The sequence below is a fragment of the Anaerotardibacter muris genome (assembly GCF_943192915.1).
Lineage (GTDB): Bacteria > Actinomycetota > Coriobacteriia > Coriobacteriales > Eggerthellaceae > Anaerotardibacter > Anaerotardibacter muris.
In genome coordinates, this window is sequence record NZ_CALPCD010000006.1 from 54,451 (window position 1) to 77,413 (window position 22,963).

At 47.1% G+C, this 22,963-nt stretch carries 17 protein-coding genes; 8 read left to right on the forward strand and 9 right to left on the reverse strand.

Features of this window, described 5'->3' with window-relative positions:
• Window positions 1-116 precede the first annotated feature (116 nt).
• Both NFR25_RS06085 and NFR25_RS06090 read left to right on the forward strand, forming a co-directional pair.
• Complete coding sequence (locus NFR25_RS06085) at window positions 117-2,378, forward strand: RNA ligase (RefSeq protein ID WP_251198359.1); 2,262 nt, start codon at window positions 117-119, stop codon at window positions 2,376-2,378.
• 148 nt (window positions 2,379-2,526) lie between these two features.
• A complete protein-coding gene (locus NFR25_RS06090; protein WP_251198360.1) occupies window positions 2,527-3,693 on the forward strand; it encodes a helix-hairpin-helix domain-containing protein in 1,167 nt (388 codons plus the stop codon).
• 63 nt (window positions 3,694-3,756) lie between these two features.
• On the opposite strand, the gene NFR25_RS06095 is transcribed toward NFR25_RS06090, so the two are convergent.
• Both NFR25_RS06095 and NFR25_RS06100 read right to left on the reverse strand, forming a co-directional pair.
• Window positions 3,757-4,620, reverse strand: coding sequence for an SLOG family protein (locus NFR25_RS06095; RefSeq protein WP_251198361.1), 864 nt, complete (start codon window positions 4,618-4,620; stop codon window positions 3,757-3,759).
• 27 nt (window positions 4,621-4,647) lie between these two features.
• Window positions 4,648-5,346, reverse strand: coding sequence for a hypothetical protein (locus NFR25_RS06100; protein WP_251198362.1), 699 nt, complete (start codon window positions 5,344-5,346; stop codon window positions 4,648-4,650).
• Between the two features lie 197 nt (window positions 5,347-5,543).
• Between NFR25_RS06100 and NFR25_RS06105 the strand changes: the two genes are divergently transcribed.
• The 3 genes from NFR25_RS06105 (at window position 5,544) to NFR25_RS06115 (ending at window position 8,549) form a co-directional block, all read left to right on the forward strand.
• Entirely contained in the window at window positions 5,544-6,059 is a 516-nt protein-coding gene (locus NFR25_RS06105; protein ID WP_251198363.1) for a type II toxin-antitoxin system death-on-curing family toxin, read from the forward strand.
• A 538-nt stretch (window positions 6,060-6,597) separates the two neighbouring features.
• A complete protein-coding gene (locus tag NFR25_RS06110) occupies window positions 6,598-7,425 on the forward strand; it encodes a hypothetical protein (protein WP_251198364.1) in 828 nt (275 codons plus the stop codon).
• Window positions 7,426-7,427: 2 nt separating this feature from the next.
• A complete protein-coding gene (locus NFR25_RS06115) occupies window positions 7,428-8,549 on the forward strand; it encodes a DNA adenine methylase (RefSeq protein ID WP_251198365.1) in 1,122 nt (373 codons plus the stop codon).
• Window positions 8,550-8,700: 151 nt separating this feature from the next.
• On the opposite strand, the gene NFR25_RS06120 is transcribed toward NFR25_RS06115, so the two are convergent.
• The 3 genes from NFR25_RS06120 to NFR25_RS06130 form a co-directional block, all read right to left on the reverse strand.
• Entirely contained in the window at window positions 8,701-10,605 is a 1,905-nt protein-coding gene (locus tag NFR25_RS06120; protein WP_251198366.1) for a hypothetical protein, read from the reverse strand.
• A 68-nt stretch (window positions 10,606-10,673) separates the two neighbouring features.
• The gene (locus NFR25_RS06125) at window positions 10,674-12,719 is read right to left on the reverse strand and encodes an AAA family ATPase (protein WP_251198367.1); all 2,046 of its coding nucleotides are present in this window, start codon (window positions 12,717-12,719) and stop codon (window positions 10,674-10,676) included.
• A 124-nt stretch (window positions 12,720-12,843) separates the two neighbouring features.
• Window positions 12,844-14,322, reverse strand: coding sequence for a hypothetical protein (locus NFR25_RS06130; RefSeq protein ID WP_251198368.1), 1,479 nt, complete (start codon window positions 14,320-14,322; stop codon window positions 12,844-12,846).
• 124 nt (window positions 14,323-14,446) lie between these two features.
• Here NFR25_RS06130 and NFR25_RS06135 point away from each other — a divergent pair, with 124 nt between their 5' ends.
• A complete protein-coding gene (locus NFR25_RS06135; RefSeq protein WP_251198369.1) occupies window positions 14,447-14,890 on the forward strand; it encodes a hypothetical protein in 444 nt (147 codons plus the stop codon).
• Window positions 14,891-14,981: 91 nt separating this feature from the next.
• Here the strand turns inward: NFR25_RS06135 and NFR25_RS06140 are convergent, their stop codons facing one another.
• On the reverse strand, window positions 14,982-16,190 hold the full coding sequence (locus NFR25_RS06140) for an RtcB family protein (RefSeq protein WP_251198370.1): 1,209 nt from the start codon (window positions 16,188-16,190) through the stop codon (window positions 14,982-14,984).
• A gap of 188 nt (window positions 16,191-16,378) precedes the next feature.
• On the opposite strand from NFR25_RS06140, the gene NFR25_RS06145 reads away from it, so the two are divergent.
• On the forward strand, window positions 16,379-17,503 hold the full coding sequence (locus NFR25_RS06145) for a hypothetical protein (protein ID WP_251198371.1): 1,125 nt from the start codon (window positions 16,379-16,381) through the stop codon (window positions 17,501-17,503).
• Window positions 17,504-17,536: 33 nt separating this feature from the next.
• On the opposite strand, the gene NFR25_RS06150 is transcribed toward NFR25_RS06145, so the two are convergent.
• From NFR25_RS06150 to NFR25_RS06160, 3 genes are all read right to left on the reverse strand, one after another.
• Window positions 17,537-18,637 (reverse strand): helix-turn-helix transcriptional regulator, encoded by a 1,101-nt coding sequence (locus NFR25_RS06150; RefSeq protein WP_251198372.1) that lies wholly within the window; start codon window positions 18,635-18,637, stop codon window positions 17,537-17,539.
• Between the two features lie 84 nt (window positions 18,638-18,721).
• Window positions 18,722-20,080: a CCA tRNA nucleotidyltransferase gene (locus NFR25_RS06155; RefSeq protein WP_251198373.1), complete on the reverse strand. Its 1,359-nt coding sequence runs from the start codon at window positions 20,078-20,080 to the stop codon at window positions 18,722-18,724.
• A 181-nt stretch (window positions 20,081-20,261) separates the two neighbouring features.
• Window positions 20,262-21,050: an enoyl-CoA hydratase-related protein gene (locus NFR25_RS06160; protein WP_251198374.1), complete on the reverse strand. Its 789-nt coding sequence runs from the start codon at window positions 21,048-21,050 to the stop codon at window positions 20,262-20,264.
• A gap of 258 nt (window positions 21,051-21,308) precedes the next feature.
• Here NFR25_RS06160 and NFR25_RS06165 point away from each other — a divergent pair, with 258 nt between their 5' ends.
• Entirely contained in the window at window positions 21,309-22,961 is a 1,653-nt protein-coding gene (locus NFR25_RS06165; RefSeq protein WP_251198375.1) for an ABC1 kinase family protein, read from the forward strand.
• Window positions 22,962-22,963 lie beyond the last annotated feature (2 nt).

Here is a 22,963-nt window from a genome sequence, read left to right on the forward strand (position 1 = left end):
CGTTTACCTTGTATATCTGGAATAATATAGAACTGTATGCGTATTTATTTCCTCATCGTAAGCGTAATAATTCCTTTCGGATATTAGTTAGGTTTAATACAGCGAGAGGAACTAGTATGCGAGCACTATATCTACTGCGAGGAGCACCGGGATCGGGCAAAAGTACTTGGATTCGCGAGAACGGATACGAACCTCTTACTGTTTGCCCTGATTCGTTGCGGCTTGCGGAGGCGGGTCTTGAGTTCGATGTGGGCGGCAAGCCTTCTATATCTCAGCGAAGTGACAAGGCGGTGTGGCATAAGGTCGGAGAGCTAGTTCAGGCCCGCATGCAGAAGGGGCTTACTACTATCCTTGATTCGACTATGGCTGACATGCACGATTCATCGCGATTTCGAAATCTTGCCGAATCGTATCGTTATAGGGTTTATGTAGTGGATTTTACTACGATCGGGATGGCTGAGTGCGAAAAACGCAATCACAAGCGTGCGCAGTACAGCCAGGTGCCAGAGTACTCTATCGGAAGGATGTATACCAAGTTCAAAAGATCGGCCGTGCCAAAGTCCATTCCGGTGCTCACGCCTGACGAGGCCAAGCAGCAGATTGACGAGCCTACGCTCCATAACGTAGATGAATATGTGGCTATTAATTTCATAGGCGACATCCACGGATGCTATACCGCGCTTATGGACCTGCTGAAGGGTATCGGGGGTAATTCCGAAGACGACTTCCTTAACGAGGATGAGCTTTACGTTTTCTTGGGAGACTATCTTGATCGAGGTATAGAGAACGCGCAAGTCCTTGACTATCTTATGCGCATTTCATCTAGGAAGAATGTGCGCCTTCTTGAGGGTAATCATGAAAAAACATTGGCTTTGTGGGCGAATTCTGGGGAAGGTCGTGGAGCAGATTTTGAAAAGACGCGAAACCAAATCGAAGGGGCAGCCATCGAACCCAAAAAGGTTCGCCAGTTCATTCGCCGCCTTGGTCAGTTTGGCTATTATGAGTATCGCGAGAAGAAGATCTTTGCTTGCCATGGGGGTATTTCCTGCATCCCTGATCCTTTCGGCTATGTTTCGGCTCATGATCTAATCAATGGCTTTGGCGTCTATAAGGACATCGATAAAGTGGAAGAAGTCTGGGAAGACTTCTCCCGGAGTAGTGGAATCGTTCTTGTTCATGGCCATCGTGCTAATAGTAACGGGAGTTTTCATCCCTATGAACGAGTCTATTGTCTCGAAGGAGGAGTGGAGCACGGTGGTGAAATAAGGTGTGTCCGTTTTCAGGGTGGCGAGATCACCACAGTGGAGATAGAGAACAAGGTGTTTCATGTCGATTCAGATTCATCTGATCCTGCGCAGAACAACGAGGACGATGTTGCCCACGTTGTTGCAGCTCTCCGCGCCAATAACTGTATTATCGAAAAGCGATTTGACGAAGTTTCGAGCTTCAACTTTTCAGATAAGGCGTTCCTGAAGGGTAAATGGAACAGTCAGACCATTCGTGCGCGCGGACTTTTCATCGACACTGAGGCAAATAAGATCAAGGCGCGCTCTTATGACAAGTTCTTCAACTTGGAGGAGCGGCCAGAAACATCGCTGCGCGAGCTTAGCAAAAGCCTTCGGTTTCCGGTTGACATTTATTTGAAAGAAAACGGCTATTTGGGAATATGCGCCAGTGATGGTAAAGATGGTTTGTTTGTTGCATCGAAGACCACTCCGAAAAGCGAGCATGCTCAGCGATTTGCGCTGCGGCTAGAATCACGGCTAGGAGGAAGAGTTGCTGAATTTTCTAGATATCTGGAAGACAATGATCTATCGGCCGTTTTCGAAGTAATTGAGCCACAGGACAGTCCGCACATAGTGGAGTATGATGAGCCCCGTTTGGTCATGCTGGCGCTCGTGCGCAACGATATTCATTTCGAGCAGTTGCCATACCTTGAGTTGCGAGATATCGCTGATCGGTTTGGCTTTGAATCGAAGCAGCTGCTTGATACAGTAAAGAATTTTAAAGAGTTTTGCGTTTGGGTGAATAATCTTGAAGACGAGGACTGGACTTTCCGTGGAAAACATATCGAAGGAATTGTAGCGGAGGACAGTTCAGGCTTTATGGTCAAAGTAAAAGGCCAGTGGTATCGAAAATGGAAGTGTGTGCGGGGTATTTTGCAAGACATTGCTCGACGAGGCCGAAGCTCGAAAAGTGTGACGCTTGGAAGGTACTATAAAGACGCTGATCGTATTTACGAGGCTGCTTTGGAGTATGGCGGTATGTTTCCAACTCAAAGGAGGGGACGAATGGGGTTATGTGCGCCGCCAAGGGCAGAGAATGTGATTGCATTTCGCAACTGGTATGAAGCCGAGTATCTACCAAAGCACCCTTGAAGAAAATAGCGGGAGCTCTTAGAAAAAGGAAGAGCGAATAAAAACGATAGACTGATCTGCTTAAAAGTGGTGGGGAATTTGCTCCTCATCACTTTTCATATTCTTGTCCTACATCAACGCCAGGATTCGTGTGGTGATGGAGGATGGAATGAATATTGCTCAACATCTTAATGAAGAGCATCTTTCTCTGCTTGAGCGAGGTACGCCGGTTTTGTTGCCGGATATCAATCGATCAGTTAGCAACATGAGCGTTGACGATAACTGTCTTCGCTTGGGATTTGATTCTGTTTGGGGATTATCTCGCGAAGAGGTAGGGGCTATTCTGCATGAGCGCGAAAATGCTCCATTCAATGGGCTTTGTGACTTTCTGGGCAGGATCCCTCGTATTCATAGAAACAATGATGGTCTTACGAATCTCATTCGCTGCGGCGCTTTCGATTCTTTTGGGCAAACTCGAACATCTTTGCTCAATTGGAACTGCGGAGAAGACCCGCAAAGGACGCTAGAATTGCTTGACGAATATTGGGACTGCGAGATGCAGCTGTCGGCGGGATCTGAAATCTCAGTTGAGGATCCAGTAGTACCGAAGCCGATGTTTCGGGTTTTTTCTCAGATTGAAAAAAGAATTACTTGTAGGGAGATACATGAGACAGCATGGCTCATGCGGGAGATGGAAAACCAAGCATTGCTGGATCATCCTGTTGAGATTCAGCTTGCTCCCTACAAAAAGGCTCTTAGAATTCAGCACTCTGAGCGCTCGAAAGACAATGCCTTGGTTTGCTATGGGCGAATTAGTCGAATCGAAGGAGTATATGATGTTGACGAACTTACGAAACGTAAGGGATATATTGTCAACGCGACTTTTGAAGACGCATATCGTGCAGATAGGATTCGATTCGTTTTGACAAAGAAAGCCTTCAAAGGGCTTCATCTATGCGAAGGCTGTCTTGTGAGGATTCGCGTAAGTCCCAAAAGCTCATCTGGCGGCGCTGTTTCAATTGAGTCTATCAAGCGTATGCCTCCAGCGCGCGAGATGATGAAGAAAGCAACTGTAACGCTGAAGGCACAGGAGTTGACTAGTGTGAGGGCCTATCGATTGAAAACCGCGCTGGAGTATTGCTCAGGGATGGATTCTGTGTGCTTAAATATCGTTTGTACGGATGGTTCGTTTAGTGCTGAACTTCCGGTTAGAGTGAATACGGGCTACGCTCCATTTCGTGCCTATTTGCACGAAATCTTCGGCAACATTAAGATTGATGTAACCTTTGATGAAGATATTTACGATCCATTATGCAGTCTTAGCAAGGTAGCTTGATTCGGGATTCTGGGGTTCGCGGGTATCTTGGTTACTTGTTTTCAGGGGGCACTCGGTTTGTCTTTATTCTGGTTGAAGGAAGGCTATTCCGCGTGTGTTCGGCCAGTCGTTTCCAAACCAACTGGGGCTGAATAGGATGATGGTTTTTCGCTGCTTCGTTGCGTAATCAATAGTGTAAAATGCGCCACTCTTCTCTACGTTTTCGTCCTCGTTGTCAACAAACGCGACAACGATATCAGCACAATCGACCATATATCTATCCCGCGCGAGGAATGCTTGAGTGCGGCTTTTCTCATGGGATACAACGTGCGCAATTGCTGCTTGGTCTTGTAGATCTTTGATACGTTGGTTGCCTTTGTTGTGCCCTTCGAATGGGATAGCGATCTCTAACTCCGCAGGGAGCCATTCTTCTGGAACTCCGTCCCAGATTTTTGCGGTTTCTAAGTACTCGTTGCTCTCTAGGACGGTCTCGGCGGCGATAGTGTCGAAACCCTCTGCGTTACCTGCGATGTAGCGACTAACCCCATGAAGGCTCAAGTTGTCAATTAGTGATCTTAGGGTGTCTTTAAGCTTACGTGTGCGAGGGTCTTCCTCGTCAGTGAGCCAGGGGACCCTTTTTGGTCTGTGGCCCGTGAAGCAGCATGTCGGCCCTTTGTCATTTTCTGCTGATATTTTCGATGCGATGGCCCCAGAAATATCTGCTAAGTATTGCCGCAGTTCCTGCTTCTCCATGAAATTATCCAAAGTCTTTTGTCCGCCATTGAGGGGTATGGCTAGTGTGAAGTCGCCGAATTCATTGACAAAACCCTCACTGCAGTCTGGATTGTTTTCCAGCGCTGCCTTGATGCCATCGAGAAGGGCCTCGATATCTTCTTTCCTAGGCTCATTGCTAGAATCTGCTGAATTGAATGCTTGATCGTTGCTCATCTTTCATCTCCTGTTTGTTCTAAAAGCCTAAAAATATCGATCCATACTTGCTCTGAAGACTCTCTGAATAGTATAGGAGTGCTTTTTAGCCCAGGTGTCCACGGCTCTTTCTTCGTCTGGATCCTCAAAGAGCTTTGGTGGGTTTTCCATACTCTTCTTAAGTTCATCCAGGTACTGTTCAAGACCTCTCATACCCTCTGCCATGGCTGTTTCCTGTTCTTGGGGATTTCCGGTCATGTCAATATCGAGCCTTAGACCAAGATTCATCGTTCTTTCAAGGGTGTGATCTTCGTAGTTTACTAGGCAAACATGCTGCACCTTGCCGTCCTTTTCGATAACGAGCGGAACGTAGCCCTTCAGGTCTCGCGACATGATGATCTCTTCGTTGAAATCTTGCTCTGCTGCTGCCGCCTGAGCAAGCGCGATAAAGGGTGTTTCGGCAATGGCGAAAGAGTAGGACTCCACAGCGTCGTTTAGTTCCTTGACTTCTTCGGGGAATTCGTATTCGCACTTTAGGTCTACTTCTGGATTGTTGAGTCGAATGCAGCCTCCGTATTGCCACAATAACATGATGGCGGCTTCGACGGGCTTAATTTCTTTGATCTTGGTGAAGATATCTTCAGGAATGACGCCCTCAAGCTCTTCGCAGAGTGTATTGAACAGCTCTCGGGTTTCGGTATCATTCTCGAGTTTCTGTTCGTTGCTGTTTTCAATATCGTCTTTCACTGTAGCCTCCTTGTGATGTGTCCTTTATGAACTGGCCTTTATGAACCGGCCCACGTTTACCCTTTTACCGAGATAAGCGTCTCAAAAATAATGAGTAACTTTTTACGCATAGTTTTTTGATAATTCAAGTAGACAACCAACGGCATTTCTTAAAATATAGGAGTGCCGCCAAAAAGAAAGCAACAGGGGAGAACGAAATGGAAGATCTCGATACTAATATGGCTCTTGAAGTGGTGCAGGGCTACGCCTCTGCCCTTAACCTTCTTGATGACTATGATCATCAGTGTATTGTTAAGCCTGCGGGGAGTGAAAGTGTCTATGTCTTGAATTATGAAGAGTGTCGCGAGTTGATCTCGACGCTTCGTTTCGGAAATGAAAGCGATCTTTTTGGTGTTGAAAAAGATGATTCTTTCCTAAGCAGCATTGCTGCGGTTTATCAGTCATTTGCTGGCCAAGATCTCTATCCGTCAACTCAAGAAAAAGCAGCGAATTTACTTTATTTCATCGTGAAGAATCATTCGTTTCACGATGGAAATAAGCGAATCGCAGCGGTAGTCTTTTTGTATTTCCTTGCTCGAAATGGTCTTCTTTATCGCGGTGGTCGGAAAAGGGTGAGCGATAGTGCGCTTGTTGCCACTACGATTATGATCGCAGAGTCAAAACCTGAAGAGAAAGAGATCATGGTGTCTTTGGTTATGAATTTTCTTGCCTAGTTTTTAGCTATAGATAGAAGCAGACAAGTGGCATATAGGGGAGTCGGTCGTCTCTTTTCGAATCAAAGTGCACCAAGGGAATCCTACATCCAAAGAACCTTTGGATGTAGGAGAACATGCTGGAACAACTTGACGTTTCGGTGATAAATCTGTCCAATTGTAAACTTGACACTCTTGTCATGGTCCGAATGCAGGGAAAGCTTGTCGGAAAATCCTCCCTTTGATTCGATAGCATTTTTCGTGCTTTTTGGGTGAGATCAGTCATGTTCATTATCGTAGGGTTTTGATTGGAGCGGTATGATATATTTTTCTGTCCCTATGAAATTTATGGTCGCTTTTTGGCCTTTTGTTTTGGCGTCTTATAGGCAAATACAGATAATCTAATTTGGTTTTCTGATTCGGGCATATGATGAAACAAGTGCGCTTGGTAAGATAATATATGGTCGAAATGATTATGCACTTTTGCTCATATGGGATCTTGTTGGTGCCAAAAAAGCTTCCTAGAGACAACGTCAGCTTGGAAAGGATAGAACAATTTATGGATTATCAGGATTTTATTAAGCGTCTTGCTGTTTTAATTAAGAAGAATCCTGGGTTAATGGTCATGACGCTGAGTAATATTTTTACGATGCGACAAATAGGAAACAAAACTCATGGCGATTTGGCAGAAATTGCAGTATCAGAGTTTATAAACCAATATATGTATGACTACAAATCTACTCATGTTGGGAAGGATCTTTTTCGATCTAAGAATCATGAAGAAGACATTTTAGTAACGAATGAGATTACTGGAGTGGTATTGCCTGTTAGCTTGAAGGCTTATGGTGTTGGGCCGCTGCAGTTATCAACTGATAAGAATTCCGTTATGTTTCCAAGGCTTGAGCAGGAGGGAGTTGAAATTACAGATCCCTTAGCGATTGCGAATATTTTTAATCATTTCGCTTTTAAGGGATTTCAATCTATTAACGTTTTGCCTTTGATATACGATGAAAAGAAGATGCAATGCAATATCATGGTTTTCGATTACGAAAAGGCTATTCAAAACACTATGCGGATTCAAAAAGTAAGTGAAGGAGGTCGTCGAAAGCATCCAGTTTATCGGTTTTATGATGCTGAAGATAACTACATATGTGAAGTGCGATATGGTGGAGCTTCCGCGAACGCTCTTCAGCGCGGTCTTTGGACCAATACGAGGACTGCTTCAGATTATTTCTTTAGCGTATCGGGTGGATGGATAGAATACACCACGAATACTACCCTTTTAGATTTGTTTTCTCATGCTTTAGTCGCTTCTGAAAAGGGGCACGAATACGCGCTGATTCGTATCGATGAGGATATAACCAGGATTAAGTCTAGCGAGGCGTAAGGATGATTCAAGATGCCCTCTTCGGAGAACCGAAAATAAGCATTCAAACAGAGGGAATAAAATATGCTGGATCAAAGCTAAAGCTATTGCCAGATATTTTAGGAATCATAAATTCTCTCTCTGCCAAAACAGTGTGGGATCCGTTTTCAGGGACTACTCGTGTTTCACAGGCTTTATCAAAAAGCGGATATGAAGTTATTTCATCGGATCGTGCAGAGTGGTCAAAAGTTTTTGCCACTTGCTATCTGATGAACGAAAACGAGCCTGGGTATTACCAAGAGCTGATCGATCACCTTAATAGCATGCCTCCAATTTCTGGCTGGTTCACTGAAAACTATGGATCAGATAAGCCTTTTTCTGAATGTGGCATAAAACGTCCCTGGCAAAGTAAGAATACCCGAAAATTAGATGCAATACGTGAGGAAATAGATAGGCTTGAACTCAGCGAGATCGATAAATCGGTTGCATTGACAAGTTTAATTTTGGCATTGGATAAGGTGGATAGCACATTAGGTCATTTTGCTTCGTATCTTAAAGACTGGTCTCCTCGTTCGTACAACGATTTGTTTTTGACTGTTCCGCAAATATGGCCTAATTCCGCTTCCCGAAATAGGGTTTTATGTGGGGATGTCTTTGATTTAACTAAATACGTCACCGCGGATGTTGCTTATTTGGATCCCCCTTATGGGTCGAATAACGAGAAGATGCCGCCTTCTCGAGTCAGATACGCATCTTACTATCATATTTGGACAACAATTTGTCTTAATGACAAGCCGGATCTATTCGGAAAAGCAAATAGGCGCAAAGACACTTCAGACACTGTTGCAGGATCTGTTTTTGAAGAATTTAGAAAAGACTCTGAGGGCAACTTTATTGCCGTTAAAGCAATTGAGAGACTAATCGAAGAGGTTAATTCCCGATGGGTTGTTCTTTCGTATAGTTCAGGGGGAAGGGCAACTGCTCAAGAATTGGTTAAGGCGTTATCCGACAACGGCGATATTAAGCTTGTTAAAGAAATTGACTACAAGAAAAATGTTATGGCTGAAATGAAATGGACAAATGAGTGGCTAAGTAAGATTGAAGAACCACACAAAGAGTTTTTGTTCTTGCTTGATAAAGGATAAGAAACAATTTGAATAATGCTGTTTCATGGGAAATAGGTTATTCAGAATCCGAGACACAAGAAGCTGCTCTTGTGTATTAAGGATTAAGGGGTGTGAAAATTCTTCTGGAGTTAGATGGCAAATGGGCTGCAAAACTTTTTCATATCGTAAATTAGACAGCGAAAGCTTCAAAAGTTAAATTATTGATTTCTCCCCATTTTATGCAGGCTTCTTTTAATCCCTTTTCCTGATCGAGGGGATCGTTGCATTTGGCGTAGGCTTCTTTGATCACTCTCATATCTTCGATCATAACTCCACCAACAAATTTCCTATCCCGTTTTATGAGGATATAGGTTCGATGAGGAACCTGAGAATGAATAGTTGCTATACGGCCCATGCAGTTGTGAAGTTCGATTCCAGCTAAAATGTAGTCTCTTGGACAGCGCGGAAGACAGAAAGAAAAATCATCTATTACGGTTTCTAGGTTCCTTTGTTCCTTTGAATACAGGCACTCTTTGTCGATGTTGTCATGGGGATTGTTCTCGATCCACAAGATTATAGGAAGTATCTTTGGAAGATCCCGCATTCGCGTGTTGGCAATCTCTTCTTTTGCTTCAGTTGAATCTATCAAGCAATATTGCCTGAAACAGTCCGTTATTCTTTGAATAGCATTCAGGGAGGAAGACTTCAGAAGAGAAAAAACATTATTCTCGCCTTTGATCTTGATTAGTTCATTCCACCCAGCAAGACATTTACCTTTCTCCCAAAAATAATCATTGTAGAGACCTAGGCTCTTCAGGATCTTATCAAGGTTGGGATTGGCTAGAAGCTTGTTGATATTGTCTACGTTCCTGAAGGGGAGGTCATCCGCACGTAAGAGTTTAAAAAGTAGAAGGGGATTCTTAAAAAGTGAGCGCCGAAGAGATTTCTTCTTTGGTAACCCAGTCATATCATAGGCGGCTTCAATATCAGAATAGAGTCGGGGGATTCCGCTTTGAAGGTCGATTATTTCGAAAAAGATGGAATCGGTTAAAAGTGTTTCATAGAAGGTCGCGGGATATTCGACAAACCTATTTGCAAGTATAAGTAGTTTTAGGTTATGACATCCTGCCCATCTTGTTACCTCGCTTGGTAAAGGGGGTAGTTTGCTCATGACGCTACGGACAACTTGGCTATCGTTAAATATCTGTGAGACAGAAATACAATTTAAGAGCTCAGTTAAGACATCATTGCCCGCATCGAATCTCACTCCATCGATTTTGGTAAGACCGGTTTTTGTTTGGAGCTCTATAGTGTGATCGTGAGCCGTGTCGTTGATTCTCAGTACTATGCTATCTTTATTTATTTCTACGGGCTGAGGTCCTTTGGTCCGTTTCTTGTTTGAGCATTTTTCTATTGCCCCCTTGATCAAGGTCTCGTTATCTAGGGGATCGTTGCCAATCTCATTGAATAGCGCGACGCCAAATGGCTTGCCGCAGTTCGAGCATTGGTATGTCCCAGCTATGTTCGGGTGAGAGCATATCGAGATATTTTGTTGCGGAGAACCAGAGAGATGAATTCGTATCTGGTTCGGGGTGAATGCCTCTAGGTCCTTCTCGTTGATGTAGAAGCGATCCTGATTCTCGATTTCTCGATCTAATACGAATTGTGCACCGTTGGGCAAATTGAAAAGCTGGTCGTTGAGCATGTTCATCACGATATCTTCGATATCGACAAGATATCGTCTCTCTCGCTCAAGGTCGATATCGACGATCGCAGAAATTTTCTCGACGCTTTTATTTGTCCGCTCAAGTAGGTGAAGCCATTGACTCCTCGCAAGTATTTGGTTCGTTCCTTTGTCGCAAAAAGGGCAGGAGGCCTCAAGTTGCTTTATATACACCTCCGGAAGTGATAGACCTTTCACGGGAAATGAAAGGTCTATCGCATAGATGGAGTCGAGATTGTCCATGACGTAATCGAGCGCTGAATTTGTCTCGATCTTTCTCTGAATTATTTGGGGAGTGATCCAGGTACGCTGATACTTTGGTATCGGAGCAAATTCCTGCTTGTTCGTCTTTCGGTTTGCCTCTGACGACACTTGTTATCCCTCCTTCTTGAGCTGCTTTGAGAAGCTTTGCTGCTAGGATTGCTTTCGTAGATTGGTGTCTATGCGCAGAATCCGAGCTTAGGGGTCTTCTTATGCGCAGGGGTAGGCTCATCAATGTCCTCTGCGCAGAGCGTGTTAAGTTCTGTTTTGTTGAGGGTCTCCAAGTCTTGATTGATAATGCGAGACGATTGCGCCATGATGGCTTTCTCGATAAGGGATCGAGCGTAGCGACCGTTTCCAAAATCTTCCTCTTTTCGGGCGGCATCAAAGATGCCTGACAGTTTGCTTGCGGCGTCGCTGGATAGAGTCATCCCTTTTTTAGAGGCAATTATCGAGGCAATTTGGCTAAGCTCTTCTGTAGTGTAGTCGGGAAAGCGCACGTGGAATGCGATTCTCGACCGAAGACCCGGGTTCTTCTGCAAGAATTGTTCCATTTTGTCAGGGTATCCGGCAAAGATAACCACAACGCTATCGCGATGGTTTTCCATTTCCTGAACGATGGTATTGATTGCTTCATCTCCAAAACAGCCGTCTCGATCCTCGACGAGTGAATAAGCTTCGTCGATGAAAAGGACACCTCCTTGTGCGCGCTCGAAGCAGCGTTTGACTAGAGGAGCTGTATGTCCAACATATTTTCCTACTAGATCAGCACGTCCAACTTCGATGATGTGTCCAGAAGACAGCAATTCGTTTTCTCGCATGATCCGTGCGAACAATCTGGCTACAGTAGTCTTGGCAGTGCCAGGATTGCCGGTAAAGATCATGTGCTGCGAAGGACGTTCGCGAGTTATGTCTTGAGCCGCTAAGAACTTCTGCATTTTATGGAAGTCGATCGCCTGGTTTATGATCTTTTTTGCCTCGTTTAAGCCGATCATTCCCATAAGCTCGTCGTAAGCAGTGCCTCTAGCTTCTTCTTTTACCTCTTCCATCTTCACCATTTGGAATTGAGCATACTGGGGGTAGACTTCTTTTCTGAGCTTTTTATTGAACCAGTCATTGAACATGATGCGCAGTTCTTCGATGAGGTAGGTCTTGTCGGTTTCAACTTTTGCATATAGCTCATCATCCGTGGGGATATTCTTGTCTTTAGCCATTGTCCGCAAGAGACGCTTTGCTCTTTTGGTATCGGCTGGTACTTCCTCTATTTCGACGAAGCTCAAGCAGCCAAGCTTTTCGAATAAGTTATCCTTGAGCCGTGTGCATTCCTTTGGAAGGAGCAGTACAACCAATACATCATTTCGGTATTTCTTTACGCTTTCGCAGAGGGTCTCGATGTTCTCAAGAGTGTTATTAGCTCGATCGCTGTCGAAATTTTGGAAGCGATTGAAAGATGCAACAATCGCTCCTCCTTTATTCAGGGAGAAAAGCTTATCTGTGAACAACTGGGTGAATCGCTCTCGAGTTGTGCAATCTAAGACAATGTTGCAAATACGTCGATTGGAGATCCGATTGTTTTTAAGAAGGCTGCTGAGGAGCAGATCGAGCGTCTTTTGTCTCGTTTCCTTGTCGTTTGTTTGGATGATGTAGTGAACAGGATGCCCAAACACATTCTTGGCTGTTCTTGCTGCTTCAATTCGGGCGATTTCATCCTGAAGACCCTTTGAGGTTAGAAGTCTAGCGCATTGGGTGCGCTCGGTCTTCTTTGCTGAGGGCTCTATGATGCTCTCATCGAAGTGTGCGCCTAAGTGTATCCTGCGCAGATCGTAAATCTCATCAAGTCCATAGCTAATCAGGATTTCATTATCATCTTCGATAAAGCAGTTTCGGTCGGCGCGGCAGAGTAGACGCCTGAAAGAGTCGAAGTCTACTTCTTGCGCAGTACAGTTTGAGGCGTAGATGCTCACTCGCTTCAGAAGCTGTTCGGTAGCAGCGGTCAGATCGGAGTCGCTTTCAATGAGGGCACAAGCGGAAAAATCTACAGAACTTACTTGGGCAATGGTCAAGAATGTACCTTGCTCAAAGTTTCTGTTGAGGTCTTTTGTTGCCTTGTAAAGTTGGTTGCTGAAATCTCCTCGTCTCAGATAATGGTCGATGTTCCTGAATTCTTCTGTATCGAATTCAAGATCGATCTTGCGAACTTTTCCCTGTATCTCGAAAAAACGCATTGTGACTCTCCTTCGCTTCCTTATGCCTGATAATAAGCATGTTATAAAAAACGATGGGCAGAATATTACCCATCATTTTTCGAGAAGCTGAGCTCAGTTTTTGCTCTAGAGGAGCTGGCTACAGCTAATTCGTATCGAAGATTTCTTCCGCGTGCTTAAGTATGTGCATCAGGTAAAAGTGAGGCATTGGACAGCCATCGGTGGTTACGCCTCTCTCGGGTACCCGTATATCCTTGATGCGTAAGCATGCTTCTTCATATTGGACAGGAAGCGCTTTGCAGTCGTAGAAGATCCGTGCTAGTTCGGAAAAAGCTTTTTCTCTGTGATATCTACCTGGCCAAATTATCCTGAAAAAATTAATTGGATAGCCTTGGAATCGATTTGCTAACGAGAGATTGATGATGGTATCCAAAAGAGCGTGAGGTCTCACACTGTCTGCAGCGATCTTTATATTGTCGAGCGAAATTTGAATGCCTGGTTTGTCCATGCCGGCAAATTCCAAAAAATCAGGAATCGCATCAGGAAATTTTATAGTGAAATAGTTCGCTTGATCAAACTCTGCCGCATCAAAGTCAGTGGCATCATTGCGAAGGGTTATCTTTGTTATCTTTTGGGCAGGGACGGGATGTATTATGGTCTTAGCATCGAGCTTGACATCTTCATTAAAGGCGAGCGTCTGCCCGTCAATCAAGAAATCTCCTGTCTCACGGTTCCATTGATAAAGTCTTTGTGTGTGTTCGTCTAGGTCTGACAATGCAAAGCTAACAATATCTTGGTTTTTTGAGATCTTTGCATCTAGGCGTTCCGGAACGAGTCCTTTGAGTCGGAATCCATCAATGCTCTCTCTGTCGGATTCCGAAGGGTTGTAGATCGCGAAAAAAACCGCTCCGCAGTTGTGGCAGCCATAGAGCGTTTTGAGGTTTTCGGTCATCGACCCGAACCGGACTGTATTGTCGTTTTGATAGTGTATTGAGGGATGATCGAAGGGGTCGGCTGGACCTCCGGGCCACGGAATCGGTCTTGTTCGATCCGCATAAGATCGAATGACTAGACTTTTGCCTCCTCCTTCAATGAAAGCCTGAAAAAGCATAAAAAGATCGGATCCTACGTGGCCATCCCTCGAAAGGGGATTCTCGATGACTTCAACGTCTCTGCAAGTTCGGAGGCCATTTAGGCAATAGTTTCTTTCCAATTGTGCAGACATGGCTTCCGCGGGATCGGTGATGATCGATTGAGATGATTTGTCGTGGCATACTTTCCAACCCCAACTGCTAAGAAGCATAGTATGGTGACAGTGGGGACATGCTACTTCCAGTGTTTTTGCAGTAACAGCTCGAACTTTGCCGTTCGCGTAGTCGAAGTCCTCAAGAGTTATCTCGATGATTTTGTCTTTGATGCTCTCAAGTTCCTTCATTACCTCACAGCCATAGAATTTGAACTCTCTTGGCTTAGCAGGCGCAATGATCGTTTGCCCCGGTTCAAGGGTCAGCTTGTAATAATGAACTTGGCTTGATTCATTGGATTCTTCGATATGGGGAGCTTGCACTTTGTCTTCGGGTAATTCTTTGATGCTGTATTTAAACATTGCAACACCACCTTTCATTTGGATTAACCCTATCTTATGAGTGGTGGTGAGGATTATTTTGTGCATGTTATAGGCTAAGGTTGAAGCGTATGATAATTTTCGGATGAACTCGTAACAAAGGAAAGCCGAGGCCGATCAACTGATGGGAGAAAGCGAGCAGCTAAAAAGCGATGGCTCAGAATCTACGAGCTTTGGCAAGGTTGCTTTGTTTTGGTATACAGAACAGGGCATTGTTGGTATGGCAGAACCTCTTGAGGGTGTTCATGTGGAAGACTCGGGTGAATTCATGGGCCTGAACATCGGACACTTTGAACTGTGGGGGCTTTTCGAGTCGCGCTTCAATACTGACGATATGTATCATTACCCAAGAGGGAGGGTCATTTACTGTAAGCGAACGAGGTGCTATAAGGTAGTCTGCGATCCGAGGCTTGTGCGGTCTTTGGAATGTTGTGAAAAGATCAGACGAGCTTTTGCTCTCGGTGCCGAAACGGCATTCGACACCGATTTGCATTATCGCTCATCCTTTCAATCTCCTGAGCTTGCAGAATATACCAAAGAGGAACTCGCTGACCCTTTTGACTTTTAAGCCCAATGGAAACAACTGCGCTTATTCAATTTAGGGTTTTAGAGCTTTCTTAGGTATGTTCCGAGCTTCCCGTTCTTATTTGGAGCGCTCCTTATGCCTTGAAGTTGTAGATCGGTTTCATTACGTCAACGATGTCAACAGCTTCTGAAATGGGACCGATGATATCATCAATGGACTTGTAGGCCGCTGGGGCCTCATCGAGCGTCGAGCTGTTGACCGATGTCGAATAAATACCCTCCATTGAGGCTTTATAGTCTTCTATATTTAGGTTCTCGCGAGCAGTGCGTCGCGACATCACTCGCCCTGCGCCATGGGGGGCGGATTCATTCCATTCTGAATTGCCCTTTCCCTTTGCAATAATAGAGCCATCTCGCATATTAAGGGGGATGAGGACGGTTTCTCCTTCATGAGCCGCAATGGCTCCCTTGCGAAGAATCATCTCGTCAATATCGATGTAGTTGTGGACGGTATGGAATACTGAAGAAGCATCCAGGCCTGTGCGTGCCAGAATCTCGATGAGCATACGTTCACGATTTCGCTTTGCGAATTCTTGGCAGATCTCAACATCATGCAGATAATCGTCCATGTACCGTCCATAGAGCCAGCAGAGGTCGCGCGGCGCATCGGGTTCCGTTCGTTTCGTGTTGTATTCAATCGTGAGGTCTCGGACCGCATCTTTAAGTTCCGCGCGTCTTCCTTGGGCTTTGTACGAAGCAATAAGCTCTTCTTTGCGGGTGAAAAATTCTTCCATGCCGCTATGGAGTGAAACCGCGAGTTTTTGATAATGCTCGGCTACTTGTTTGCCAAGGTTCCTGGATCCTGAATGAATTACGAGACGCTGCATGCCGTCAGATGCTTTGTCGATTTCGATGAAGTGATTTCCTCCGCCGAGTGTTCCGAGCGCTTTGGCCATGCGTTTCGTGTCATTGAGAGCTCGGTAACAGCGGAGCTGCTCAAGATCAAAACGTTCTCTGCGTCCATCCCAAACCTTGGCTCCGGAAGGGATCTCGCGACACGCTTCATCGAAGGCGGCAAGATCGATCGCCTTGTGGCCAATGTCTGCGGTGAGCATGCCGCAGCCGATATCCACTCCAACTAGGTTGGGTACCACTTTGTCAGTTACCTTCATGGTGGTGCCGATCGTACAGCCGAGACCAAAATGAGCATCAGGCATGATCGCGGTATTTGCGTCTTCCGCAAAAGGCATATCGAGCATGCCCTGTATTTGCTCGATACAAACATCTTCAATGTTCGTGGCGTAGCATGCAGCCGTTCCGTATTTTCCTTCGATGGTAAACATATAAGCCTCCCGCTCTTGTATTGCTGAGTCGTATTACTGGGTCTCGTGTGATCGATGAGCCTCGCTTTGAAACGATTCTTTCATAGCGAGTGAGGATATTTTGTCCCATAAACCCAGTCAATATAGACTTTGTTCGTGAGGGGAGTTGAGCTTCTTTCGTGGGTGCTACTTGAAGGGGGTTCATTCAATTGAAAAGCTTAGACGCGCTTAATGCATCCATCATCGATCGATGCTTTCTTTCCCCGAGGATCAGGGATCGCCTTAAGGGCATAACAATCGAGCCTGAAGTTCTTTCGGCGCTTATTCTCACTTCGCCGCTCTCTCTCGATGAAAAGCACTCTTTTTTTCTCGAATTGGCTGAAGGGTATGGTTCTCATCGTGCATCCATTTTTTCGATGTGCGCCAGGAAGATAGGTGATGTATTGTTGGAGACGGTCTCGCCTACGAACAACGATCCGGAGCCCAATTCAGTAAGGTTGATGTCGGCTGAACATTTGCTGTCTTTGATAGATGATGCACTCGAGTGCGCGAAGGGGGAAGAAGGCGATGAGAAAGAGGGCGATGAAGATGAACCCGAAGATGAACCCGAAGATGAACAGTGGATTACATTCACATCGGTAGATGGAGAGATCAAGGTTGCAGAAGACGACCAGGAGGCTTTTGAAGCCTTTCGTAATGTTCTTGACGATGCATTGGCTGCCGTCGAAGTGTCTGAGGATGGCGAATCACCCATTGTTGTCTCCGTTGACGGTCGACCTGTTTATGCTCTCAGTAAGAGGTTGAGCGCGCTCGCTTTTGGGGATAATGACGAGATCCTTTTTAAGCTTCAATCTCTTTTTGTTGGACTGCTTCAGCCTGGAGCTATTCTTGAGCTTGATTTTAGGCCATTTTATGAGCGGCGATATGGAATCGTGCTGGAAGCATCCAGGGTGATGAAGGATAGCATGTCTGGAGAGGATTATGTCCAGTCAGAAAGGGTATTAGTTAATACGCCTGATGGATGGGAGTGCGGGGAATTGGCTTGGCGCGACGACTTGCTTAAGTGCTTGGATCCTATCGGTCCTTTTCTTAATAGTTATTCTCAAGTGAGGGAATTGAATGCCGAGGAGGTGATGAGTCTCTGCGCGAAGCAAGTGACAAAAGATTTGAATCTGTTGTGGGAGATCAGGGACTATATCGGTCAAGAACCAAAACTTGCGGTAGCGATAACTGAGCTAATGAAGTCGCGAGACCATGATGGACTCGAGGGAATGAGCGATGATGAGCTGCTCAAGGTTTGCAAGAGCACCTTCGAAAGCTTGTATCGAGATTGACGCCTGTATGCTTAGTTTGGAGCCGTTGTGGCTCTATGCGATTTCGTTATACATGGCAAGCGCTTCGGTCATTTCCCGTTTAATGCGATCGACTACCGATTTAGGTGAGAGCACGATGACGTCCGGCGCATAGCTCCTTGCATAGATAGCGAGCGAGTCAGCATTGACGGTTGCACTAATGGTCATCCAGCCGTTCTGCTCGTCAGGTTCAACGTCTGAGACCCTGAATCCTTCCCCAAAAGTGTCGACTACGTCAGCGATCATGCGACGACGAATCCGGAATCTCGCAGATACGCTTTCTCCGGCAAACATATAAATATGTTCGGCAACATAACTGTCCATTTTCGCTTTGCTTGCAAAGTCTTTAAGGGGTCTGACACGCTCGTCGAACAGTTCTATATCGGCGATGCGATCGACACGGTAGTTCGATAGGTCGTCGTGCTTGTCATCGCTGCATATCAGATAGTACTGGCCATTTTTTGAGACCATCTCATAGGGATTGATGAGGTATTCCTTGGGGCTGCCATTCTCGTCAAGCCTATAATTTGCTTTTTTGTCTAGCCCAAAGCCCTTGTAACGAAACTTGACCTTCTTTCGTTTCTGTATAGCCTCATCGAGAACGCCAATAGTGTAAAAAAGCTGCGCCGAATAGACCGCCGTAGGAGCTTCTTTTGCTATGTTGTTTGCATGCGCCTTGAAATATCTGCCACCAAGTCGTTCTATCTTTTTAATCAGCTCTCGACGATGGTTCGCTGCTATATGCTTAGAAGCGAAGACGCCATCGATCAAATAGCGCAGCTCGCCTTCAGTGAAGTCTCTAACTAGGGAAAAGTCGGTATAGACCGAGCTTTCTTCCATCTCGCCAGTTGGCTCCATCTTGCCTGTTTTTGCATTTTTTACCATCTTTGGAGTGATCCTTGTGGTTTCTTTGTACTCAAGCTCGAAGATGCCGCAGTCTATAAGATCGGATAAGTTGCGACGGACGGTCTTGCGATCAGCTTCCATGAGGTATTCGTCTTTGAGGATTTGTTCGATTTCGCGCTGAGTGAGCGTATGTTCGCTATCGGTATAACGGTTCAAAATGTCGATGATGTTTACGATGAGGAGTTTCTTTGGCTGAATAGTGTGGGCCACGGGTTGCTTCTTTCTGATGTTTCGTTTTGCGCAGGCTTGCTGCCTACTTTAGGTCCTCATTTATTGTACTACTAAGGTGGAGAATTAACGCCCCATGCGCAAATAATCGAGTGTGAAGCTAAGCAACGCTTCTTTTTCGTTCGGGAGGCGTTCCTCGATCACTTCTTCCAAGGCTGCTTCGAGCGCATCGCCTATTTGTTTGCCCTGGGGGAACCCAGCGGCTATCAGATCGGCACCAGTAATGGCGAGGTCTTTCAAGCCGAACACTTCGTCATCGGCGAGCATCTCTTCGAACAAGGCTTCCAGCTCGTCGGTTATCTTCACGCGGCTATGATATTCAGGCGCTTGCGCCAGCGAATCGGCGCGCATCAGATCACACAACGCATGGAACAGATACTCTTTGTTGTCGAGCTTGGCGTAGAGGCGACGAATCGACTTCTTGGTGGGTGCAGGTCTGGTGTCGTGATAGCGAACGAGTAAGGCAAGATCGTGCGTGAAGGCGCGCGAGAAACGAAGACGCTTCGCCACTGCGCGCACATGTTCGACGCTCACTTTGGGATGCCCATACATATGACCCACGCCGTCTTCATCGGTGAAGAACGTGTCGGGCTTGCCTGCATCGTGCAAAAGCCCCGCCCAGCGCGAAAGTGGTGTTGCGGGTGAGTAGTGCACTACGTAAGCCGTGTGTTCGAACACGTCGTAGATGTGGTACTTCGTTTTTTGGTCAAGACCTTCCATGGGAACCAGTTCGGGAAGCACCACGTTCAGGATGTCGGTGTAATTCATCAGTACGTGCAATGCGTGCTGCCCGCAGAGCAGTTTGGTCAGTTCGTCCTCGATGCGCTCTCCTGCGATGAAGAGCAGGTCGTCACGCTGAGCGAGCGCCGCTTTGAGCGTCGCATCTTCAAGTGAAAAACCCAGCTGAGAAGCAAAACGCAGTCCGCGCAAAATGCGCAGTGCGTCTTCCGAAAAGCGCGTGCGGGCATCGCCTACGCAACGGATCACGCCTTTGCGCAAATCTTCTTGTCCGCCAAACGGATCGAGCAACCCGCGCTCAGGATGAAACGCCATCGCATTCACCGTGAAGTCGCGGCGTGCAAGGTCTTCCTCGATCGAGTTGGTGAACGCCACTTCGGACGGACGGCGATGGTCGAGGTACGTGCCTTCGGTGCGGAATGTGGTTATCTCGAGCACATGATCGTTGGCTACCACCGTGAGCGTGCCATGCTTGGTGCCTGTTTCGTGAACAGCCCATCCAGCATCCAGGCACAACTCTTTGGTCTTCTGCCAGGGCGCAGCAGTGGCTAGGTCGAAATCATGCAAAGGACGTTCGAGCAAGAGATCGCGTACGAAACCTCCCACGAGCCACGTTTCGTATCCCGCGTCTTCGAGCGTGTCGATGACGCGTTGAACCGTTTGGTCGATCGTGTTCCCATCTTGCATGATTCACCTCCTAACCCCTGACCCCATTATAGAGAAGACCGCCCATCAATTCGATAAGCTCTCACAGCCTAGGCCCTGGGCAAACCTGCTTCTTCAAGCCGTCCCGTGAAAAAGAAAAGGCCGATCAAACGACCGGCCTTCGTTCTCTGTGCTCGTGCTCTTTGGTGCGCGCAGTTTTAGACTATTTCCCGCTCCACTTCGGCTTGCGCTTTTCGGCAAAGGCTACTTCGCCTTCATGGGCATCCTTGCTCGCACGGGTGATCTTCTCGTACTTCTCGAGCGTCTTCCAGCCCTTGGACGGATAGATCGGGCTCTTGCCCAGCGTTTCCATAACGGTAAGCTTGCTGTACTTGATGGAAAGGGGAGCGCCCAGCGCGATCTTCTTCGCCAGGTCAACAGCCTTTTCGACCACCTGATCATCGGGTACGACATAGTTGATCAGGCCCCAGTCGTTCGCTTTCTGGGCCGAGATAGGCTCGCCCACCAGCAGCAATTCCATTGCGAACTTCATCGGGATCTGTTGAGCCAAGCGCAGCAGCGTGCCGCCACCAGCAGCGGTCAGACCAACGCGTGGCTCGGGCAGACCGAAGATCGATTCATCGGATGCGACCGCCAGATCGCATGCGCTCACGATCTCGACACCGCCGCCGAGCGCCTTGCCGCGCACTGCTGCGATGAGCGGCTTCTCGAAATAACGCTTCGTCATGGCAGCGAATCCCCATTTTTCGCGACCTTCGGGCATCTCCCAGGCATCCTCGGCCAGTTCTTTCAGGTCGGAACCTGCGCAGAACACGTGACCGTTGTTGGTCAGTACGCACGCACGCAGCTTCTTATTCTTGTCCCAATAATCCAGCGCATCGGAAAGTTCCTTGGTCATCAAGTTGTTCACTGCATTGCAGGCTTCAAGACGATTGAATGTGATGATGAAGACGCCATCACGTTCTTCAGTAAGAATGGTCTGGAATTTCATTGATCCCCCCTTGATCGATCGGTGTTGCGTTCAAATCTTATGATTGATCGTATGATTCCAGTATAGAGCTAAAAACAGCCGTTGCGCAGATGAGCCCAGAAGGATTTTCGATCGGCCTCCGCGTGAAATGCGACAAGTTGTTGTCAGTGTGGAATCTTGTATCCTTTTTCTCGAGGTTTTCGTTAAGCTGGAAGAACGTGAACATTACCGTGGCTCAGGAGCACCTCGAGCCTTCTTCGTCTCCCGAGAGGGGATAACATGGCAACTTTCAAACAACTGATGAATCTTGCGAAGATCACCGTTGATGACAAGACATCGGGCAAACGTGCTCGCGAGATCTTGCATATCATCAAGAAGGATAAAGTGCTCCATGGTATGGACCCGCAGAAGGCTGTGCGCTTTTTGGAAGACCTGGGCCCTACGTATGTGAAGATCGGGCAGTTGGCATCGAATCGCGCCGATATCTTACCTGCGGATTATTGCGAAGCTTTCGCGAACCTACGCAGCCACGTGGACCCGATGCCCTTTGCTACCGTGCTGGAATGCATCGATCAAGATTACGGGCAGCCATGGAACAGGGTCTTTGCTTCCATCCAGGAAAAGCCGCTCGGTTCGGCATCCATCGCGCAGGTGCACAAAGCAACCTTGCTCGATGGCACCGTGGTGGCGGTGAAAGTTCGTCGCCCAGGCATCAAAGAAGAGATGGCGGAAGATCTGACGCTGTTGCGCCATCTGCTTGCTATCGCTGAAGTGGGCGCACCTGCAAATGCGAGCGTCATGGAATCGCTCCAGGGCTTGCTCAACGAACTCGAGCGTACCACTGAATGTGAGCTCGATTTCACTATCGAGCTGAATAATCTGGTTCGGTTCCGCGAGCAGCTCAAGGATGCTGAAGGCATCACGAGCCCGCGTCCGTTCCCAGAATACTCTTCCGAGGCCATCTTGGTAGAAGAGTTCATTTCGGGTACTGACATCAGCAATCATGTAGCACTCATCGCGCAAGGCAATGATCTTACCGAATTGGCGAATCGACTGGCACAGAACTATATTTCCCAGGTCATCGACGAAGGCTTCTTCCACGCCGATCCTCATGAGGGCAACATCATCGTGCGCGGTCGAGAGATCGAGTGGATCGACCTTGGCATGGTAGGCTCGCTCAATTCTTCCCAACGATTGTTGGTGAATCGGGCGCTTTCGGCGATCGCAGAGGGCGATGCATTCGAACTGAAGGAAGCGGTCATGGGACTCACCGTTTCCAAGGGTGATGTGAACCATGGAAAGCTGCTGCAGCAGATGCAAGAGCTGCTCGATTCCTATGGAAGCGCCGATCTGGCCGATATAGACATAGGCAAGGCGCTCATGGACATCATCGAGATATTGCGCTCGCAGAATCTTGCGGTCAATTCTTCGTTCACCATGATGGCGCGCGGCTTCATCACCATCGAAGGAGTGGTCACCAGGCTTTCGCCTGATGCCAATATCATCGAGATCGTGCAGCAGCACATGGAGCGCAAGGCTCTTTCGCTCGAGTCGATCATGCAAAAGACCAAGCAGATGACCTTGCAGGCGGCTCATTCGGCTGAATCAGCGACGAAGTTGCCAACACAGCTTTCGCATACCTTGGATATGCTCAACGAAGGCGAGATCAATATGGGCATGTCCATGGACCTGCCCAAGGACGTGAAAGCCACGGCTTATTCGCTCACCGGGCATCTGTCGTTCGCGCTGATCTCAGCGGGCATGTTCATCGGTTCGAGCATCCTGTGCACTACGAACCTGCAGCCTCATTTCCTCGGCGCGCCGCTTCTGGGCGTGATCGGGTTCGTGAGCGCTTTCATCTTAGGTGCGTATGTGGTGTGGCAGATGATCATGGCGCGTCATAAAACGCGCAACGATGAAGAAATAAAGTAGAC

Bases quoted from the DNA above. Each gene is read 5' to 3' on its own strand.
- NFR25_RS06085 (WP_251198359.1), top strand. From the start codon at position 117: ATGCGAGCACTATATCTACTGCGAGGAGCACCGGGATCGGGCAAAAGT.
- NFR25_RS06090 (WP_251198360.1), top strand. From the start codon at position 2,527: ATGAATATTGCTCAACATCTTAATGAAGAGCATCTTTCTCTGCTTGAG.
- NFR25_RS06095 (WP_251198361.1), bottom strand. From the start codon at position 4,620: ATGAGCAACGATCAAGCATTCAATTCAGCAGATTCTAGCAATGAGCCT.
- NFR25_RS06105 (WP_251198363.1), top strand. From the start codon at position 5,544: ATGGAAGATCTCGATACTAATATGGCTCTTGAAGTGGTGCAGGGCTAC.
- NFR25_RS06110 (WP_251198364.1), top strand. From the start codon at position 6,598: ATGGATTATCAGGATTTTATTAAGCGTCTTGCTGTTTTAATTAAGAAG.
- NFR25_RS06115 (WP_251198365.1), top strand. From the start codon at position 7,428: ATGATTCAAGATGCCCTCTTCGGAGAACCGAAAATAAGCATTCAAACA.
- NFR25_RS06125 (WP_251198367.1), bottom strand. From the start codon at position 12,719: ATGCGTTTTTTCGAGATACAGGGAAAAGTTCGCAAGATCGATCTTGAA.
- NFR25_RS06130 (WP_251198368.1), bottom strand. From the start codon at position 14,322: ATGAAAGGTGGTGTTGCAATGTTTAAATACAGCATCAAAGAATTACCC.
- NFR25_RS06135 (WP_251198369.1), top strand. From the start codon at position 14,447: ATGGGAGAAAGCGAGCAGCTAAAAAGCGATGGCTCAGAATCTACGAGC.
- NFR25_RS06140 (WP_251198370.1), bottom strand. From the start codon at position 16,190: ATGTTTACCATCGAAGGAAAATACGGAACGGCTGCATGCTACGCCACG.
- NFR25_RS06155 (WP_251198373.1), bottom strand. From the start codon at position 20,080: ATGCAAGATGGGAACACGATCGACCAAACGGTTCAACGCGTCATCGAC.
- NFR25_RS06160 (WP_251198374.1), bottom strand. From the start codon at position 21,050: ATGAAATTCCAGACCATTCTTACTGAAGAACGTGATGGCGTCTTCATC.
- NFR25_RS06165 (WP_251198375.1), top strand. From the start codon at position 21,309: ATGGCAACTTTCAAACAACTGATGAATCTTGCGAAGATCACCGTTGAT.